Here is an 18,808-nt window from a genome sequence, read left to right on the forward strand (position 1 = left end):
GGCGGGGGCCGGGGCGGGGCGGGGGCCGGGTGGTGCCCGTCCGCTCGGTCGCTCGTCCGGCGCCCGGGCGCTCGGGCGCTCGTGCGCTCGTGCCCGCTGGCTGCCCTGCCCGCTGCCCGGGCCCCCTCGCGCGAGCGGGCGAAATACCGCACTTCGTCCCCGCCGTGTCCCGGGCATTCCGCCCGCTCGGCCGCGCTCCCGATCTCGGCCGGGATCGCTCGCTCCTCCCGCCCGGGTCCTTGCGCGAGCGGGCGAAATGTCCGGCGTGCTACGGAGATCGGCGTGGTGTTTCGCCCGCTCGTGAGCGTGAGCGTGAGCGTGAGCGTGAGCGTGAGCGTGAGCGTGAGCGTGAGCGTGAGCGTGGGCGTGGGCGTGCTCACGGGCGCCGGCGTGGGCGTGATTGCGGGGATCGACGTCGACTTCGGTGCCCGGCATCGGCGAGCGGGCGGAATGCCTGACGAGACAGGACGAAGGGCCAAGGTATTTCGCCCGCTCGTGGTCGGGGGAGCGGTGCCGACAACGAAGAACGCCCCGACTCCGTGCGGAGTCGGGGCGTTCTTCTCGGGTTCGGGGAGTGCTGCTCGGTGCCCTCAGTCGGGCGTTGAGTCAGAGGTGGCTCAGGCCGCCTGGAGGACGAACTGGACGTCGAGGTTGATCGTGACGTCGTTGCCGAGCGTGAAGCCACCGGCCTCGAGCGCCGCGTTCCAGTTCACACCGAACTCGGTGCGGTCGATCTTCGTGGTCGCCTCGGCACCGAACTTGACCTGGCCGTAGCCGTCCGTGGTGAAGCCACCGAGCTCGGCCTTGAGGACGACCGGCTTGGTGACGCCGCGCAGGGTCAGGTCGCCCGCAATGTGCAGGTCGTCGCCCTTCGCCTCGATGCTCGTCGAGCGGAAGGTCAGCTGCGGGTGCTCCTCGGTGAGGAAGAAGTCGCTCGTCTTGAGGTGCTGGTCGCGCTGCTCCTGGCCGGTGTTGATCGACGCGACGTCGATGTTGGCCTCGACGGTCGACTCGAGCGGGTTCTCGGCGGTGACGACGGTGGCGTCGAACGTCTCGAACTTGCCCTTGACCTTGCTGATGGCGAGGTGGCGGACCGAGAAGGTGACCTCGGAGTGGGTCGGGTCGATCTTCCAGGTGCCGGTCTTGTAGCCGGGAACGGTGTCAGCGGTGAGCGTCATGGTGGTCCTTCTTCCGAACGAGAGTCTGCGGTGCGACGCGTTCCATGCGCCTGCATCGAGTTGATACTACGACAGTGTGCACCGTTTTGGTTGAAGCGTCAACCATTGTTCACCCAAGTGTCGCAAACCGCGCGTCGTGAGCACCTCTGGCGCCGACCTCGAGCAGCCGACGGATGCGGTGCACGAAACGGTCGACACCATGCGCGACGTCCTCTGCTGTTGCTCTGACGAGCCACCAGTCGACGTCCTTGAGGTGCTCCCCGCGCGTCAGGTCCTTCCGGAAGGTGGCTGGATCAGTGCGGTGCAGATCACTCTCGTACTCGATCGCAACCCTGGCATCGGGGTAGGCGAGGTCCACACATGCGATCCACTGCCCGTCGACGACGACATCGTGGTTGAGCGCCGGTTCCGGGAGTCCGCAGCGGACGAGTGCCAGCCGCGTCCGGGTCTCTCCGGGAGACCGAGATCCCCTCCGGATCTCATCGAGCGCGAGGCGGAGTTTCACGATCCCGCGGATGCCCCGTCGTCGTCGGACGGCCTGGGCGAGTTCTTCGAGCGTCGCCCAGCCGAGCCACCCCACGAGCGCATCGCCCGCGACGATGAGTTCGTCGAGCGTCAGCATCGAGCCCAGTGCGACGAACGTGTCGGCCGGAGTGGTCAGTGGCACTCCTCGTGCGATCGTCGCGCGGACTGATCCGTACCGGGCTCGGTGGCCGACCGTGCCGCGGACCCGGAGCGCTTGGTCGGTCCCGATCGTCGTGACGTGCAACCGCTGATCGCGTTCGAGACGGCGGGGGAGCGGGACGCCGATGATCGCTGCCGCAGTGACGTGACTGAAGACCTGATCGGGGCGGAGTCGAGGAGCGAGCGCCCTTGCGCGTTCATCCACGGACTCCGGTGGGAACGCTGATCGGACGCCGTGGAACGGGCGGACGAGACCTCGAGCGTCGAGTCGGCCACGCGAAACGCCTCTGTGCAGCGCATCCCGTACCCGGAACGAAGCGTCGCGGAGTGCCATCGGGAGTCGGCGTCTTGCGGTCATCTCCACAGCGTGACGGCGAGCCGACCCCGAGGACGGGAGTCGGGCCTCCTCTGTGGACGGCTGGGTCGCTCTCGCCACTGTGGAGGGACGGTTGCCCCCGCGAGCGGGCGAAACACCGCGCCCGCCGCCGACCGCACCGCGGTCTTTCGCCCGTTCGCGGGGTGGAGGCGACGGCAGGGAGCGCGGAGGTCGCAGCCCGGGGTCATCCAGGCGAGCGGGCGAAAGGTATGAGTGGGCTGGCAAGAGCACTGTGGCATTTCGCCCGCTCGCGGATCCGGCCCCCACCCACACCCCCACCCACCCCGACAGGCACTCGCGGGACCCCTCACGTGCGCGCTCACTCCAGTAGCGTCGGGACCATGGAATTCAGGTACCTGGGCAACTCCGGACTCAAGATCTCCGAGATCACCTACGGCAACTGGCTGACGCACGGCTCGCAGGTCGAGAACGACGTCGCCACCCAGTGCGTGCGGGCAGCGCTCGACGCCGGCATCACCACGTTCGACACCGCGGACACCTACGCCAACACCGCCGCCGAGACCGTCCTCGGCGAGGCGCTCAAGGGCGAGCGGCGCCAGTCCCTCGAGGTCTTCACGAAGGTCTACTGGCCGACCGGCCCGAAGGGGCACAACGACGTCGGCCTCAGCCGCAAGCACATCATGGAGTCGATCGACGGCTCGCTCGAGCGACTGCAGACCGACTACGTCGACCTCTACCAGGCACACCGCTACGACTACGAGACCCCCCTCGAAGAGACGATGCAGGCCTTCGCCGACGTCGTCCGTCAGGGCAAGGCGCTCTACATCGGCGTCAGCGAGTGGTCCGCCGAGCAGATCCGCGCCGGTGCCGCACTCGCCAAGGAGCTCGGCTTCCAGCTCATCTCGAACCAGCCGCAGTACTCGATGCTGTGGCGGGTCATCGAGGGCGAGGTCGTCCCCGCTTCGAAGCAGCTCGGCCTGTCGCAGATCGTCTGGTCGCCCATCGCGCAGGGCGTCCTGACCGGCAAGTACAAGCCGGGTCAGCCCCTGCCCGAGGGTTCGCGAGCCACGGACGAGAAGGGCGGCGCGGACATGATCAAGCGGTTCATGCGCGACGAGGTCCTCGAAGCCGTGCAGCGCCTGCAGCCCGTCGCCGACCAGGCCGGCCTCACGCTCGCGCAGCTCGCGATCGCGTGGACCCTGCAGAACGAGAACGTCGCGAGCGCCATCGTCGGTGCCTCGCGTCCGCAGCAGGTCACCGACAACGTGAAGGCCGCCGGCGTCAAGCTCGACGCGGACGCCCTCGCGGCGATCGACGAGGCACTCGGCGACATCCCGGAACGGGACGCGTCGAAGAACGTGTCCCCGTCGTCGCGCCCCGCGTAGACGCAACCGACCGACGGACGGGAGGCCCGGTGCCAGCTGGCACCGGGCCTCCCGTCCGTCGTCCGTGCGCCCCTGACCACCGCAGCTGACGGATCGTCAAGATGAACGGCATGTGTCGCGCATCTGGCAGAGCCCTGGCAAGTCGCGTACCCCGCCCAAACCACCCAGCCACGCCCCCCGAATCGGGGGCATGACCCGAACTCGTACCCCCGTTCTGGTGTCACCCGACACCGGTGCGGTGCGGACCGTGCGCCCTGGCACGGTCCCGCGCCTGCTCGCCACCGCGAGGCAACTCGCGTCGTTCGGCACCATCGGTGCCGTCTGCTTCGTCATCGACCTGGGTGTCTACAACCTGCTCCGCGCCACCGTCATGTCGGACGGTCCCATCGCCGCGAAGATCGTGTCGGCCATCGTGGCGACCTCGGTCGCGTGGCTCGGCAACCGCTTCATCACCTTCCGTTCCCAGCGCCAGACCGGCCGCCGCGAGACCGTCCGCGAGGGGTTGCTCTTCGCTGCCACGAACCTCGTCGGTCTCGGCATCGCCGCTGCCTGCCTGTTCGTCTCGCACTACGTCCTCGGCTTCACGTCCACCCTCGCCGACAACGTCGCCGGCAACGGCGTCGGCCTCGTCCTCGGCACCGCGTTCCGGTTCGCCGCGTACAAGGCCCTCGTCTTCCGGTCCACCGACACACGTCCGAAGGGGTTCCCCGAATGACCATCTCAGCCGTGTTGCTGACGGCCGCAGGGCCGCTGCTCCAGCCCGACGAACGCCCCGGCACGACCGGGGACGTCCCGAACCGCGGGACCACGGACGTGCCGACGGGAGGCCCGGGGCAGCTCCCACAGGCCACCTGGTCGCTGGGCGAGTGGCTCGGCTACTCGACCCTCATCGCCCTCTCCGTGCTGCTCACGATCATCGCGTTGACCACCCTCTGGTGGATGCTGCACGCCTGGCGCTCCCGGGACGCGCTCAAGTCCACCAGCTTCAGCCAGACCCCGCGCCCGGCGGCGCACCGGTTCACGCTCCTGGTGCCCGGTCGGCACGAGCAGGACGTGATGGGGCAGACACTCGACATGCTCGCGACCCAGGACCACCCCGACTTCGAGATCATCGCGATCGTCGGGGAGGACGACCCGGAGACCGACGCCGTCGTGCGTGCTGCGGCGGCTCGGCACCCCTCCCTGATCAAGGTCGTGGTGGACGACACCCTGCCGAAGAACAAGCCGAAGGCGATGAACCTGGCGCTCCAGCACGCGACGGGCGACATCGTCGGGGTGTTCGACGCCGAGGACGAGGTCTACCCGCGGCTGCTCTCCCTCGTCGACTCGCGGTTCCAGGAGACCGACGCCGACGTGGTGCAGGGCGGCGTCCAGCTGATGAACTTCACGTCGAGCTGGTGGTCGCTCCGGAACGTCCTGGAGTACTACTTCTGGTTCCGCTCGCGCCTGCACTTCCACGCCGGGTCCAAGTTCATCCCGCTCGGGGGCAACACCGTCTTCGTGACGCGCTCCCGCCTGGAGTGGTCGAACGGCTGGGACGCGCACTGCCTCGCCGAGGACTGCGAGCTCGGCGTGCGGCTCTCCGCCGACGGCGCGAAGGTCGTCGTCGCCTACAGCCCCGAGGCCGTCACCCGCGAGGAGACCCCGCCGACCTTCGCCTCGCTGCTCAAGCAGCGCACGCGGTGGAACCAGGGCTTCCTGCAGGTGCTGGGCAAGGGGGAGTGGAAGAAGCTGCCGTCCTTCCGGCAGCGGTTCTTCGCCCGCTACATGCTCACGATGCCGTTCATCCAGGCGGCCACCGGGCTGCTCATCCCGCTGAGCGTCCTGATGATCCTGTTCGTCAAGGTGCCGACGGCGATCGCCCTGGTGTCGTTCATCCCGGTCGCACCGACGCTGATGCTGCTGGCCGTCGAGATCGTCGGGCTGAACGAGTTCGGCCGCCTGTACGGCGAGAAGGTCCGGCTCCGCGACTACGTGCGGCTCGTGCTCGGCCTGGTGCCGTACCAGGTGTTCCTCGCCGCAGCGGCGGTCCGGGCAGTCGTCCGGCACGCCAAGGGCCAGAACGGGTGGGAGAAGACCGAGCACACCGGCCAGCACCGCAACGGACAGGTGGTCGGCTTCGCCTCGGACCTCGCCGGATCGGGCGCAGCGTCGTCCGCGGGCGCAGCGTCGTCCGATCGTGCGTTCGCCGGCACCACCACGGGAGGCACCCGATGACCGCCAGCATCACCGACACCACGGGCATCCCGATCCGTGGTGGCTCCACCGCCCACCGCACCGGCATCGGGGCGTGGTTCCGCCGGCACGCAGCCAGCCTGACGTGGTTGCTGCCCGTCGTCGCGGTGACCGTGCTCGTCCAGGCCTGGAACATGTCGGGCACACCGCAGCGCATCGACGACGAGGGGACGTACACCGCCCAGGCGTGGGCGATCACGAACCTCGGCGAGCTCACCCACTACACGTACTGGTACGACCACCCGCCGCTCGGATGGATCCAGATCGCCGGGTACACCGGGCTGACCGGGGCGTTCGCGCGGTACCCCTTCGCGGTGGAGGCCGGGCGCGAGGCCATGGTGTTCTTCTCCGCCGTCTCGAGCATCCTGCTGTTCGTCCTGGCCCGGCGGCTCGGTGCCGGACGGATCACGGCGGCCGTGGCCGGACTCGTCTTCGCGCTGTCACCGCTCGCGCTGCAGTACCACCGCACCGTGTACATCGACAACGTCGCGACGCCCTGGCTGCTCGCCGCGTTCGTCCTCGTGCTGAGCCGTCGCCAGCAGCTCGCCGGGTTCGCCGGTGCCGCTGCCTGCCTCGGCATCGCCGTGCTGTCCAAGGAGACCTACCTGCTCGCGCTGCCGTTCCTCATCTGGATGGCCGTGCGTCGCGCCGACAAGAGCACCCGCCGGTACACGCTCAGCGTCGCCGGGGCCGTGCTCGTGCTGATCGGCGGCGGGTACCTGCTGCTCGCCGCGGTGAAGGGCGAACTCGTTCCGGGTGCCGGGCGGGTCAGCCTGTGGGAGGGCGTCACCTACCAGCTCGGTTCGCGGACCGCTTCCGGATCGGTGTTCGACGGGGGCAGCCTGGCGAACGAGGCCGCCGCGCAGTGGTGGGCACTCGACCCGGTGTTCATCGTGCTCGGCTCGGTCGCCGCAGTCGTGGGGCTGTTCCTGCGCCGGGTCCGACCGGTCGCCGCGATGCTCGTGTTCCTGCTCGCGGTGATGTTCCGGCCGAACGGGTACCTGCCGGTGCCGTACGTCATCATGCTCATCCCGTTCGCGGCGCTCCTCGTCGCGTACACCGCCGAGCGTGCCGTCCTGACGATCGCCGGTCGGGTCCACACCCGGAGCCGGTTCGGCCCGAGGGCACGGCGCGGCCTCGGCATCACCTGGGCCGTCGTCACGGCTGCGGCGCTCGTCGTCGCGGTGCCGCTGTGGGGGACCCAGCTGCGCGGGTTCCTGCTCGGCAACCTCGACCTGCCCATGCAGCAGGCCGAGCAGTGGGTGGGCGACAACGTGCCGAAGTCCTCGCGTCTGCTGGTCGACGACGCCATGTGGGTCGACCTGGTGGACGACGGCTTCGCCCGGAACAACGTCGTCTGGTACTACAAGCTCGACACCGACGGAGCGGTGGAACGGCAGTCCCCGAACGGCTGGAAGGACTCGGACTACGTCATCACGACGGACTCCATGCGCACGGGCGGCAACTCGTCCACCGACGTGCGCCAGGCGATCGAGAACTCCACGGCCGTCGCGACCTTCGGCACCGGTGACCAGCAGGTCGAGGTCCGCCGGATCCACGCCGAGGGAGCCAGTGCCGCCGAGACCGCGATCACCCGGGCCACCGACGTCCGGAAGACCCTGGGGACCGAGCTCGCCTCGAACCCGGCCCTGCGTGCGGACGACGGCACGAAGTCGCAGTTCCGCGCCGGACAGGTCGACTCGCGGGCGATGATCGCGCTCGGACAGGTGCTCGCCGACCAGGACGTGCGGGTCGACCGGTTCACCCCGCGCACCGGGGAGACCGGCCAGCCGTTCCGCACCGTCGTCCTGCACACGAGCGACGACGCCTCGGCCGCCCGGGTCCTCCGGACCTTCGACGCCATGTCCCAGGCGTTCCGGCCGGACTCGGTGGAGCGCGAGGGAGCACGGCTCACCGTCACGTACGCCCCGGCCGACCCGACGACGACCGCGACGAGCGCCTCGTGACCAGCTCGGCCGAGCGGGAGCTGGCCGAGCTGGCGTCCCGCGAGCGGGCAATCTCCGAGCGGGCGTTCCGCGAGCGGGCGAAATGCCCGGAGGGCTCCGGCGTGGACCCTGGCATTTCGCCCGCTCGCCGGGGCGGCCGCGGAACCGTTCTCCGCGAACACGTCGGGGCGGAGCGCCCGCTGGCCGAGCGGGCGAAATGCCCGGAGGGCTCCGGCGTGGACCCCGGTATTTCGCCCGCTCGTCCGGGGGCCCGCACGGCCCGCACGGCCCACACGAACCGCACGACCCGCACGACACGCACCTCGACACGACACCCGCACGCCAACCGCACCTCGACCCGAAGGAGCACCATCATGACCGCACGCACCACGAACCGCCGCCGCACCGTCGTCGTCGGAGCGCTCGCCGCCACACTCGTCGCCGCGACGGTCGGGCTCGCCGCCCCGCAGACCGCCTCCGCCGCGACGGCCGACCAGGGCTGGCTCCGCGTCGGACACCTGTCGCCGGACACGAAGGGCGTCGACGTCGAACTGTCCAGCCTCGCCGGGGGCAAGACCGTCTTCGAACTCGACGACGTCACCTACGGCCAGGTCAGCCCGTACGAGAAGCTGCCGGTCGGCACCTACGTCCTGTCGATGCGCGCCGCCGACGCCCCGCGTTCCACCCCCGTCATCTCCACCGACGTCACCGTGCAGAAGGGCGACGCCAGCACCGTCGTCGCCTACGGCAAGAACGACGGGCTGAAGACGACCGCGTTCACCGACGACCTGCAGCAGCCCGGCGACGGCAAGGCGAAGCTCCGGCTCGTCCAGGCCGCCACCACCGCGAAGCGCGTCGACGTGCAGACCTCCGACGGCACCCCCATCGCCGAGGACGCCACCTTCGGCAGCGCCACCAAGTACGCAACGGTCGACGCCGGCAAGTGGTCGCTCGACGTCTCCGGCAGCGGCCAGCGGGGCACCGCCAAGGTCGACCTCGCCGGCAACACGGTCTCGACCCTGTTCGTCCTCGACGACAGCAAGGGCAACCTGACGGTCGTGCCCGTGACGGATGCCGCGGCGACCGCCGCCGCCCCGTCCGGCGGTGTGCAGACCGGCGGTGGCGGCGCAGCCGCCGACCGACCGGTGACCGAGGCGGTCCACGCGGCCGTCGCGATGCTCCGGTCGCTGTTCCGCTGACGCCCCGGACTGGAGGCGCGGATCACGTGCGCTGAACGGCCCACGTGATCCGCGCCTCCCCTCCGACCCCCCCCACCATCCCCGGAGAGGCAGGCCAGCATGACCCGCAGGACCTGGATACCGGTCGTCGCAGTGGCGGCGGTGCTCGTCGCCGTCGTCGTCGCGATCGTCGCCGTCCGCCCCTGGTCGTCGAGCACCACGACCGCCGCTCGCGGCACGGCGACCCCGACCTCGACCACCGCGCCCGACGGGGCGCGTTCACCGCAGCAGCTGCGGTCGGCGTTCCTGGACCGCTACGTCGAGGGCGGTCGCGTCGTCCGCACCGACCAGGGCGGTGACACCGTCAGCGAGGGGCAGGCGTACGGCTTGCTCATCGCCTACGCGAACGACGACCGTGCGCGCTTCGACGCGATCTGGGAGTGGACGAAGGACCACCTGCTCACCGGTGACGACCTGCTGGCGTGGCGGTGGACGTCCGACGAGGGCGTCGCCGACGAGCAGTCCGCGAGCGACGCCGACCTCGACGCAGCCCGGGCGCTCGTGCTCGCGGGGAAGGCCTGGGACGACGACCGGTACACCGCCGCGGGCAAGCGCATCGCGGCGGCGATCCTCCAGCACGAGACGGCCCGGACGGACCTCGGCACGATCCTCCTGCCCGGACCGTGGGCGGATCAGGAGCCCTACAGCTACAACACGTCGTACGCGTCGCCCGCGGCCTTCTCGGTGCTGGCGGACGCCACCGGGGACGACCGCTGGAACGCGCTGAACCGGGGTTCCCGCGCCGTGACGGCCGCCGTGCTGGACGCCACCGACCTGCCCAGCGACTGGTCCCAGGTGCACGCCGACGGATCGGTGGACCCGATGCCGGCCGTCGGTGGCGACGGGCGCGTGCTCTACGGCTACGACGCGATGCGGACGCCGCTCCGGTACGCCGAGGCGTGTTCGGCGTCCGACCGGCAGCTCGCGGCGGCGCTCGCGCCAACGCTCGGACGGACGACGCGGCTCGCCTCGCAGCTCGACCTCGGCGGCACCCCGGTGACGCAGGACACGAACGCGCTGGCCTACACCGCGCGGGCCGCGGCCGAGGAGGCTGCCGGTTCCTCCCGTGCGGCTGCCGCCGACCTCGAGCGGGCCGACCGGACGGCGGCGACCACACCGACCTACTACGGAGACGCCTGGTTGGCCATCGGTTCGACCATGCTGACCTCCGACGTGCTCGGGGGATGCGCCAGCGACGTGGGAGGCGGCTCGTGAGCGGCCGTCGGAGCGCCGGGCGCGTCTCGGCCGTCCGGCGCCGAGGCGTGGTGATCGGTGCCGTGGTCGCCGCCGTCGTGGTGGTCGGGGGCGTGGCCGGGGTGGCGGTCGCGTCGACCGTCGGCGGTGGCGCGTCGTCGTCCCCGCCGCAGTCCTCGTCGTCTCCGTCGAAGTCGTCGTCGTCCTCGTCCTCTTCTTCGTCCTCGGGCTCCGGCACCGACGGGTTCCAGGACCCGGCCGCACCCGAGGCCCGCTCGACGGCCACCCCGGTCAGCGTGTCGATCCCGGCCATCGGCGTGCGGTCCTCGCTCGAGGACCTGCACCGCGGTGCTGCCGGAGAACTCGACCCGCCCGTCGACTGGGACAGCGCGGGCTGGTTCAGCGACGGGATCGTCCCCGGCGAGGTCGGCCCCGCCGTCATCGCCGGTCACGTCGACAGCCCGACGAGCGCCGCGGTGTTCTTCCGGCTCGACGAACTGGTCGCCGGCGACGAGGTCCACGTCCGGATGTCCGACGGCACCACCCGCACCTTCACCGTCGACCGTTCCGAACGCGCCGCCAAGTCGGCGTTCCCGACGAGCGACGTCTACGGCCCCACCCCCACCCCGCAACTCCGACTCATCACCTGCGACGGCACGTTCGACACCGCCACCGGGCACTACACGGACAATCTGATCGTGTTCGCAGACCTCTCGTCGGATTGACCCACCAAGCCAGCGATACATTCGACTGCGAGCACGAGGAGCACCATGAGCGAGACCCTGGTCATCATCCCGACCTACGACGAAGCCGAGAACGTCCGGCCGATCGTCGAGCGCACGTTGGCCGCGACCGACGACTCCGTGCACGTGCTCGTCGTCGACGACAACTCACCCGACGGCACCGGCGACATCGCGGACGCGATCGCCCGCGAGACCGGTCGGGTGCACGTCATGCACCGCACCGTCAAGGACGGCCTGGGCGGCGCGTACCTGTCCGGCTTCGCGTGGGGCCTGGAACACGGCTACGCCAAGCTCGTCGAGATGGACGCCGACGGCTCCCACCACCCCGAGTACCTGCCCTGGATGCTCGAGCTCGCCGACTCGAACGACCTGGTGCTCGGCTCCCGGTGGATCAAGGGCGGCAAGGTCGAGAACTGGCCCTGGTACCGCCTCCTGCTCTCCCGCGGGGGCAACCTGTACACGCGTCTCGCCCTGGGCATCGCGGTGCGCGACGCCACCGGCGGGTTCCGGGTCTTCACGTCGCGGGCGTTCGAGCGGATCGACCTCGCCGGTGTGGCGTCGAAGGGGTACTGCTTCCAGGTGGACCTGTGCTGGCGCGCCCTCGAGGCGGGTCTGCGGGTCGTGGAGACCCCGATCACGTTCACCGAGCGGGAGTTCGGCGTCTCGAAGATGAGCGGCAACATCGTGCGCGAGAGCCTGGCACTCGTGACGAAGTGGGGCATCGACCGCCGGATCCGCGAGACCCGCTCCCTGGTGAAGGACCACCGCAAGCTGCCGTCCGTGCGGAAGAACGCACACGCGGTCGCCGACCACGCGGGCTGAGACCGCGAACGCACGAACGGCGACGGACCCGGGGGTTCGTCGCCGTTCGTGCGTTCAGCCCACGGGTGGCTAGCGCAGCACGACCACGCCGCGGCCGCGGAACCGGACGACGCCGGCATCGACCTCGGTCGCGCCGAAGCCGTAGAGCTCCTCGCCCACGGCGTCGGGCACCGGGACCTCGGCTGCGTCGTCCGCGAAGTTCACCACGACGTGCACCGGTGCCACGTCGGGGCCGAGCAGCCCGCGGGTGAGCACCAGCCAGCGGCGGTCCTCGCTGAAGCGGACGGCGTTCGCCTCGTAGCGGTGGTCGACGAACGCCTGGTCGGTGCGCCGCAGGGCGATGAGCACCCGGTAGGCACGCAGGATCGCCGCGCCGCGCTCCGAGCTGACGTCGGCCCAGTCGAGCTTGGAGTTGGTGAACGTCGTCGGGTCCTGCGGGTCCGGCACCGCTGACTCGTCCCACCCGTGCTCGGCGAACTCGGCGATGCGCCCTTCTGCGGTGGCCTTGCCGAGCTCGGGCTCCGGGTGCGAGGTGAAGAACTGCCACGGCGTCGAGGCCGCGAACTCCTCGCCCATGAACAGCATCGGCGTGAACGGCCCGAGCAGCGTCAGGGCCGCGGCGATCACGAGCCCCTCGTCGTCGAGCGTCGCGGCGAGCCGGTCGCCGGCGGCGCGGTTGCCGATCTGGTCGTGGTTCTGGTTCGCGACGACCAGGGCCGTCACGGGGGAGGTCCCGCGGTCGATCGGCCGGCCGTGCCGCTTGCCGCGGAACGACGACCAGGTGCCGTCGTGGAAGAAGCCGTCCTCGAGCACCTTCGCCAGCGCCGACAGCGGAGCGAAGTCGGCGTAGTAGCCGTTCGTCTCGCCGGTGAGCGCCACGTGCACGGCGTGGTGGAAGTCGTCCGACCACTGCCCGGCGAGGCCGTACCCGGCGGCTTCGCGCGGCCGGAACATCACCGGGTCGTTGAGATCGGACTCCGCGATGAGCGACAGCGGACGACCGATGAAGGACGAGTAGGCGTCGGTCTCGTCGGCCATCGACGCCAGCACGTGCGGACGGGTGGTGTCGCGGATCGCGTGCACGGCGTCGAGCCGGAGCCCGTCGACGTGGTGGTCGCGGAACCACATGCGCACGTTGTCGAGCACGTACCGGCGGACCTCGGGGTGCTCGACGTTCACCGAGTCACCCCACGTGTTGCCGAGCCCGGCCAGCAGGTACGGGCCGTACAGCGGCAGGTAGTTGCCGCTCGGTCCGAGGTGGTTGTAGACGACGTCCTGGATGACCCCGAGCCCCAGCGCGTGCGCCGTGTCGACGAACCGGTCGTAGGCGTCCGGGCCGCCGTACGGGGCGTGCACGGAGAACCAGCCGACCCCGTCGTAGCCCCAGTTCCACTCGCCGTTCACGGCGTTGACGGGGAGCAGCTCGACGAACTCGACCCCGAGCTCGACCAGGTGGTCCAGCTTCTGGGCGGCTGCGTCGAGCGTGCCCTCGGGCGTGTAGGTGCCGATGTGCATCTCGTAGATCACGGCGCCGCGGGCCGGACGTCCGGTCCACGACTCGTCGGTCCACGCGAACCGTGCGGGGTCGACGACCTCGGACGGGCCGTGCACGCCCTCGGGCTGGTACCGGCTGCGCGGGTCCGGTCGGACCGCGTCGTCGTCGCCGATGCGGAACCCGTAGCGTGCGCCGACGACCGGCATCACGGCGTCGGTGGACCACCAGTCGTCGTCGCCCTTGGTGAGCGGGTACTCGACGTCGTCGACGACGAGCCGGACCCGCTCCGGCTCGGGCGCCCAGACGGCGTAACGGTCGGGTGCGGTCATGCGTGACCCTCCAGGATGTCGATCTCGGCCTGCGCGTCGGTCTCGGTGGCGTCCGTCGTGCGGTCGGCGGCGGGCCGGGAGGCACCGCTCGCGTCGGACACGGCGGCCACCGCGTCGGCGTGGCCGGCTGCACCGACCGCGTCGGCGGGCACGAGGAGCGCGACCGGGTAGGTGGTGAGCAGGTCGGCCAGCGGGATCCCGCGGTCGGCGGGGACGTGTCGGCCGGTGAGCAGGTCGACGCGCTCGACGGGGACGGCGTGCACCAGCGTGTCGCCCCAGCCGCCGACCCGGTCGAGGCCGATCGGCAGACGCGCCGCGATCGTCACGGCACCGCCGCGGTCGAACGCGATGACGTGGTCGGCCGCGCTGCCGGTGGCCTCGAGCGCCAGGTACCGGGTGAAGAGCTCCGGGTGGTCCCGACGGATGCGCAGTGCACGGGTCGTGACCAGGAGCTTCGCGGCACCGTCGATGCCGATGGCCGGCAGGTCCTCGGGGCCGTCGTCGTCCGGGCCGTCGAGCTCGGCGAGCACGTGGCGCCGCTCGGCGTAGTCGACCGGACGACGGTTGTCGGGGTCGACGAGGGAGCGGTCCCAGAACTCGGTGCCCTGGTAGACGTCGGGGACGCCCGGGGCGGTGAGCTGGACGAGTTTCTGGGCGAGACCGTTCGACCACCCGGCGGCGTCGATCTGCTCGTCGAGGGCGTCGAGTACGGCGACCACGTCCGGGTTGTCGAACGCGGCGTCGACGATCGCGTGCATCTGCTGCTCGAACGCCTCGTCGGGCTCGGTCCAGGTTGTGCTGTCACCGGCTTCGCGGGAGGCCTTCTCGGCGTAGGCGTGCAGACGCTCCCGGCTGGCGGGCCGGGCGCCGACGATCGCCTGCCACAGCAGGTCGGCGAACACGCGGTCCTGCAACGGCACGAGCGACTGCAGACGCTCGAGCGCGGCGGCCCACTCGTCGCCGAGCTCGGCCAGCACGGCGATGCGGGCGCGGGTGTCCTCGCTGCGCTTCGTGTCGTGCGTGGTGAGCGTCGTCATGGTGTGCGGCCAGCTGCCGAGCCGTTCGCGCTGCGCCCGGTGGAAGTCCGCCACCGAGACGGCGAAGACGCTCGGGTCGCCGCCGACCTCGCTCAGGGACGACAGGCGCGAGGTGCGGTAGAACGCCGTGTCCTCGACGCCCTTCGCCATCACCATGCCGCTGGTCTGCTGCAGGCGGACCGCCGCGGCGTTCGTCGGGTCGACGAGTGCCGGTGCGATCCGGTCGATGACGTCGTCGAGGTCCGGGCGGGCCTCGGCGGCGCGCTCGAGCGCGGTGATGAGGTGGTGGGCGCCCTCGGGCAGGTACGTGCGGTACACGTCGAACGAGGCCACGATCTCGGCGACCGCGTCGACGATCCGCTCGTGCGTGATCGTCTCCGTCGCGGCGCTCGGAGCGAGCAGGCGTGCGAGCCGCTCGACCTCGCTGCCGAGGATGCCGTCCGCGATGCCCCGTCGGGTGTCGTGCGTGAGCTGCTGCCAGTCGGTCGGCTCGGCGCCCGACGCCGCGGTCAGCGCCTGCTCGCCCGCGGGGTCGACGAACACGCGGTCGAGCACCCCGAGGGCGTCGTAGCCGGTGGTGCCGTCGACCGGCCACGAGCTCGGCAGCTGCTCGCCGGGCTCGAGGATCTTCTCGACGAGGGTGTACGCCCCACCGGTCAGGTCCGCCAGGTCCTGCAGGTAGCCCGCCGGGTCGTACAGCCCGTCCGGGTGGTCGATGCGCAGTCCGTCGACGAGTCCGTCACGGAACCAGCCGCCGATGACCCCGTGCGAGGCCGCGAAGACCTCGGGCTCCTCGACCCGGATCGCCGCGAGGGTGTTCACCGCGAAGAACCGGCGGTAGTTCAGGTCGTGGTCGGCACGCTTCCAGTGCACGAACGCGTAGTGCTGGCGGTCGTGGACGGTCTCGACGGTGTCGCCGTCGTGCACCGTCCCGGGTGCGGTGGGGTAGGCGGTCTCGCCGACGCGGAGCACCGGACGCTCGGCGTCGGACGTGTCGAGCGTGATCGCCTCGAGCAGCCGGTCGTCGAGCACGGGGACCCGGAGCTTGCCGTCGCCGGCCTCCCAGTCCACGTCGAAGGCCCACGCCACGGGGGAGCCCTGCCCGAGTTCGAGCAGGGACCACCACCACGGGTTCGACTCGGGGGTCGCGACGCCGACGTGGTTCGGCACCACGTCGACGATGACCCCGAGCCCGACGGCGTGCGCGGCCTCGGCCAACGCCCGCATCGCCTGGTCGCCACCACGGTCGGTGTCGACCCGCGTGTGGTCGACCACGTCGTAGCCGTGGTTCGACCCGGACTCGGCCTGCAGCACCGGCGACAGGTACAGCCAGTCGGCGCCGAGGTCGTGCACGTAGTCGACCAGGTCGCGGGCAGCGTCGAGGTCGAAGTCGGCCGAGACCTGCAGCCGGTACGTCGACGCGGGGACGCGGTTCGCGGCGCCGGGCGTTCCGGCGGTCATCGGGCGGTTCCGCTCGGTGCGGTGGAACCGGCCGGGTTCACCGGGGTGACGGCGTCCTGCGGGGCGTCCGGTGCGGGGGCGCCGTCCTGCTCGGCGTCGACCGGGGTGCTGGTGACCTCGTGGTCGGGCTCGGCACGCAGCACGATCATCGACCGGGCGGGGACGTCGAGCGGGGTGCCCGCGTCGAGCACCTCGTCGCGGGCGCCGGGGTCGGCGGTGTCGATCCGGACGGTCCAGCCGGGGGAGTACTCCTCGGGCGGGAGCGTGAACGTCACGACGTCGTCGTGGGCGTTGAAGTACGTGATGAAGCCGACGTCGGTGACGCGCTCACCACGGGCGTCGCGTCCGCGGATGCCCTCGCCGTTCAGGTACATGCCGACGCTCTTGCCGAAGCCGGAGTCCCAGTCCTCGGGGTCCATCGCTTCGCCCGAGGGGGTCAGCCAGACCACGTCGGGCAGTGGCTCGCCCTCGCCACGACGGACCGGACGGCCGTTGAAGTACCGGGTCCGGCGGAACGTGGGGTGGTCGTGCCGCAGCTTCACCACGTCGGCGGTGAACTGGATGAGGTCTTCGTCCGCGCTGTCCCAGTCGATCCAGCTGAGCTCGGAGTCCTGCGCGTAGACGTTGTTGTTGCCGGACTGCGACCGGCCGAGCTCGTCGCCGTGCGCGATCATCGGCACACCCTGGCTCAGGAGCAGGGTCGCCAGGAAGTTCCGGCGACGCTGCAGCCGCAGGGCGTTCACGGACTCGTCGTCGGTCGGGCCCTCGGCGCCGGAGTTCCACGACCGGTTGTGGCTCTCGCCGTCGTTGTTGTCCTCGCCGTTGGCCTCGTTGTGCTTCTCGTTGTAGGCCACCAGGTCGTACAGCGTGAAGCCGTCGTGCGCGGTGATGAAGTTGATGCTCGCCTTGGGCGTGCGGCCGTCGTGCTCGTACAGGTCGGCCGAGCCGGAGATCCGGGAGGCGAACTCGCCGAGCGTCGACGATTCGCCGCGCCAGAAGTCACGGACGGTGTCGCGGTACTTGCCGTTCCACTCGGACCACTGGGGCGGGAAGTTGCCGACCTGGTAACCACCGGGGCCGACGTCCCACGGCTCGGCGATCAGCTTGACCTGCGACACGATCGGGTCCTGCTGCACCAGTTCGAAGAAGGCCGACAGCCGGTCGACCTCGTAGAACTCGCGGGCCAGTGCCGAGGCGAGGTCGAAGCGGAACCCGTCGACGTGCATCTCGGTCACCCAGTAGCGGAGCGAGTCGAGGATGAGCTGCAGCGAGTGCGGGTGCCCGACGTTGAGCGAGTTCCCCGTGCCCGTGTAGTCCATGTAGAACTTCTTGTCGTCATCGACCAGGCGGTAGTAGGCCGCGTTGTCGATGCCGCGGAACGACAGCGTCGGGCCGAGGTGGTTGCCCTCGGCGGTGTGGTTGTAGACGACGTCGAGGACGACCTCGATGCCGGCGCGGTGCAGCTCGCGCACCATCGTCTTGAACTCCTGGACCTGCTGGCCCTGGTCGCCCGACGACGAGTACGCCGAGTGCGGCGCGAAGAAACCGATGGTGTTGTAGCCCCAGTAGTTCGACAGCCCCTTGTCCTGCAAGGTGGAGTCGTTCACGAACTGGTGCACCGGCATGAGCTCGAGCGTGGTGATGCCGAGGCGCTGCAGGTGCTCGATGACCGCGGGGTGGGCGACGCCGGCGTAGGTGCCGCGCTGCTCTTCCGGCACGTCCGGGTGGGTCTCCGTGAGCCCCTTGACGTGCGCTTCGTAGATGACGGTCTCGCCGTACGGCGTGCGCGGCGGGCGATCCCCCTGCCAGTCGAAGAAGGGGTTGATCACGACGCCCTTCATCATGTGCGACGCGGAGTCCTCGTCGTTGGTCGAGTCCGGGTCGCCGAACGTGTACGAGAAGAGCGACTGGTCCCAGTCGATCTCGCCGCTCGTCGCCTTGGCGTACGGGTCGAGCAGGAGCTTCGACGGGTTGCAGCGCGCGCCGGAGTCCGGGTCGTACGGGCCGTGCACGCGGAAGCCGTACTCCTGCCCGGGGCCGATGTTGGGGAGGTACGCGTGCCAGACGTAGGCGTCCACCTCGAGCAGGCGGACGCATTCTTCGTTGCCGTCGGAATCGAACAGACAGAGTTCGACGCGCTCGGCGACCTCGGAGAACAGCGCGAAGTTCGTGCCGCTCCCGTCGTAGGTCGCCCCGAGCGGGTACGGGTTTCCGGGCCAGGTGTGCAAACGGTCCTCCAGGTGTGGGTGCGGCCAACATATCGGCGGCGCTCGTCCGCGTCCGCAGACAAGCCCCAGCTGTGGATGCGTGATGCGCCCCGCGGCCTGTGGAGGAACGGACGAGTAGCGTCGCGCGCATGGCCAACATCGTCTCGAAGATCGCAGACCAGGTCCGCCCGCTCGGGGTCTCCACGAACTACGGAGAACCCGTCGAGGTCGGCGACCAGACCCTCATCCCCGTGTCCGTCAGCTGGTTCGGCTTCGGTGGCGGCGGAGACGACGAGAACGGTGGCGGCGGTGGCGGCGGCCTGTCGGCCCCCGTCGGCGCCTACGTGCGCCGTCCGGGCAAGGACCTCGTGTTCGAGCCGAACCCGATCTCGCTGATCGTCGTGGGCATCCCCTTCGTGTGGGTGGCCGGGCGTGTCCTCCGCAAGCTGGTGCGCGCGCTCAAGAAGTGACCACCTGACGGACGGGAGGCCCGTGGCGACGCCGCCACGGGCCTCCC

At 70.7% G+C, this 18,808-nt stretch carries 14 protein-coding genes; 9 read left to right on the forward strand and 5 right to left on the reverse strand.

Features of this window, described 5'->3' with window-relative positions; genetic code table 11:
- Nucleotides 1–617: 617 nt before the first annotated feature.
- Entirely contained in the window at nt 618–1,178 is a 561-nt protein-coding gene (locus DEJ12_RS17345; RefSeq protein WP_027464630.1) for a YceI family protein, read from the reverse strand.
- Between the two features lie 109 nt (nt 1,179–1,287).
- Nucleotides 1,288–2,220 carry a hypothetical protein gene (locus DEJ12_RS17870; protein ID WP_146245627.1) on the reverse strand — a complete coding sequence of 311 codons (933 nt, stop codon included), beginning with the start codon at nt 2,218–2,220 and terminating at the stop codon, nt 1,288–1,290.
- A 359-nt stretch (nt 2,221–2,579) separates the two neighbouring features.
- On the opposite strand from DEJ12_RS17870, the gene DEJ12_RS17355 reads away from it, so the two are divergent.
- The 8 genes from DEJ12_RS17355 to DEJ12_RS17390 all read left to right on the forward strand — a co-directional run bounded on the left by DEJ12_RS17355 (nt 2,580) and on the right by DEJ12_RS17390 (nt 11,762).
- Nucleotides 2,580–3,584 (forward strand): aldo/keto reductase family protein, encoded by a 1,005-nt coding sequence (locus DEJ12_RS17355; RefSeq protein ID WP_071405490.1) that lies wholly within the window; start codon nt 2,580–2,582, stop codon nt 3,582–3,584.
- A 217-nt stretch (nt 3,585–3,801) separates the two neighbouring features.
- Complete coding sequence (locus DEJ12_RS17360) at nt 3,802–4,299, forward strand: GtrA family protein (protein WP_258320816.1); 498 nt, start codon at nt 3,802–3,804, stop codon at nt 4,297–4,299.
- A complete protein-coding gene (locus tag DEJ12_RS17365) occupies nt 4,296–5,801 on the forward strand; it encodes a glycosyltransferase (protein ID WP_111031091.1) in 1,506 nt (501 codons plus the stop codon). Before DEJ12_RS17360 ends, DEJ12_RS17365 begins: the two co-directional genes overlap by 4 nt.
- Nucleotides 5,798–7,786, forward strand: a complete 1,989-nt coding sequence (locus DEJ12_RS17370; RefSeq protein WP_111031093.1) for a glycosyltransferase family 39 protein — start codon at nt 5,798–5,800, stop codon at nt 7,784–7,786. Before DEJ12_RS17365 ends, DEJ12_RS17370 begins: the two co-directional genes overlap by 4 nt.
- Before the next feature lie 353 nt (nt 7,787–8,139).
- Complete coding sequence (locus DEJ12_RS17375; protein ID WP_111031095.1) at nt 8,140–8,964, forward strand: DUF4397 domain-containing protein; 825 nt, start codon at nt 8,140–8,142, stop codon at nt 8,962–8,964.
- A 99-nt stretch (nt 8,965–9,063) separates the two neighbouring features.
- Entirely contained in the window at nt 9,064–10,218 is a 1,155-nt protein-coding gene (locus DEJ12_RS17380; RefSeq protein WP_146245624.1) for a glycosyl hydrolase family 8, read from the forward strand.
- On the forward strand, nt 10,215–10,922 hold the full coding sequence (locus DEJ12_RS17385) for a class F sortase (RefSeq protein ID WP_146245625.1): 708 nt from the start codon (nt 10,215–10,217) through the stop codon (nt 10,920–10,922). Before DEJ12_RS17380 ends, DEJ12_RS17385 begins: the two co-directional genes overlap by 4 nt.
- A 45-nt stretch (nt 10,923–10,967) precedes the next feature.
- Nucleotides 10,968–11,762 (forward strand): polyprenol monophosphomannose synthase, encoded by a 795-nt coding sequence (locus tag DEJ12_RS17390; RefSeq protein WP_111024970.1) that lies wholly within the window; start codon nt 10,968–10,970, stop codon nt 11,760–11,762.
- A 69-nt stretch (nt 11,763–11,831) separates the two neighbouring features.
- Here DEJ12_RS17390 and treZ read toward each other — a convergent pair whose 3' ends face one another.
- The 3 genes from treZ to glgX are packed head-to-tail and all read right to left on the reverse strand — an operon-like array spanning nt 11,832 to nt 18,312.
- A complete protein-coding gene (treZ, locus tag DEJ12_RS17395; protein ID WP_111031101.1) occupies nt 11,832–13,586 on the reverse strand; it encodes a malto-oligosyltrehalose trehalohydrolase in 1,755 nt (584 codons plus the stop codon).
- Nucleotides 13,583–16,084: a malto-oligosyltrehalose synthase gene (gene treY / locus DEJ12_RS17400; protein ID WP_111031103.1), complete on the reverse strand. Its 2,502-nt coding sequence runs from the start codon at nt 16,082–16,084 to the stop codon at nt 13,583–13,585. Before treY ends, treZ begins: the two co-directional genes overlap by 4 nt.
- Entirely contained in the window at nt 16,081–18,312 is a 2,232-nt protein-coding gene (gene glgX, locus DEJ12_RS17405; RefSeq protein ID WP_111031105.1) for a glycogen debranching protein GlgX, read from the reverse strand. The genes treY and glgX overlap by 4 nt, the downstream gene beginning before the upstream one ends.
- 128 nt (nt 18,313–18,440) lie before the next feature.
- On the opposite strand from glgX, the gene DEJ12_RS17410 reads away from it, so the two are divergent.
- Complete coding sequence (locus DEJ12_RS17410; RefSeq protein ID WP_027464636.1) at nt 18,441–18,761, forward strand: hypothetical protein; 321 nt, start codon at nt 18,441–18,443, stop codon at nt 18,759–18,761.
- Nucleotides 18,762–18,808 lie beyond the last annotated feature (47 nt).

Source organism: Curtobacterium sp. MCLR17_059, assembly GCF_003234665.1.
Lineage (GTDB): Bacteria > Actinomycetota > Actinomycetes > Actinomycetales > Microbacteriaceae > Curtobacterium > Curtobacterium flaccumfaciens.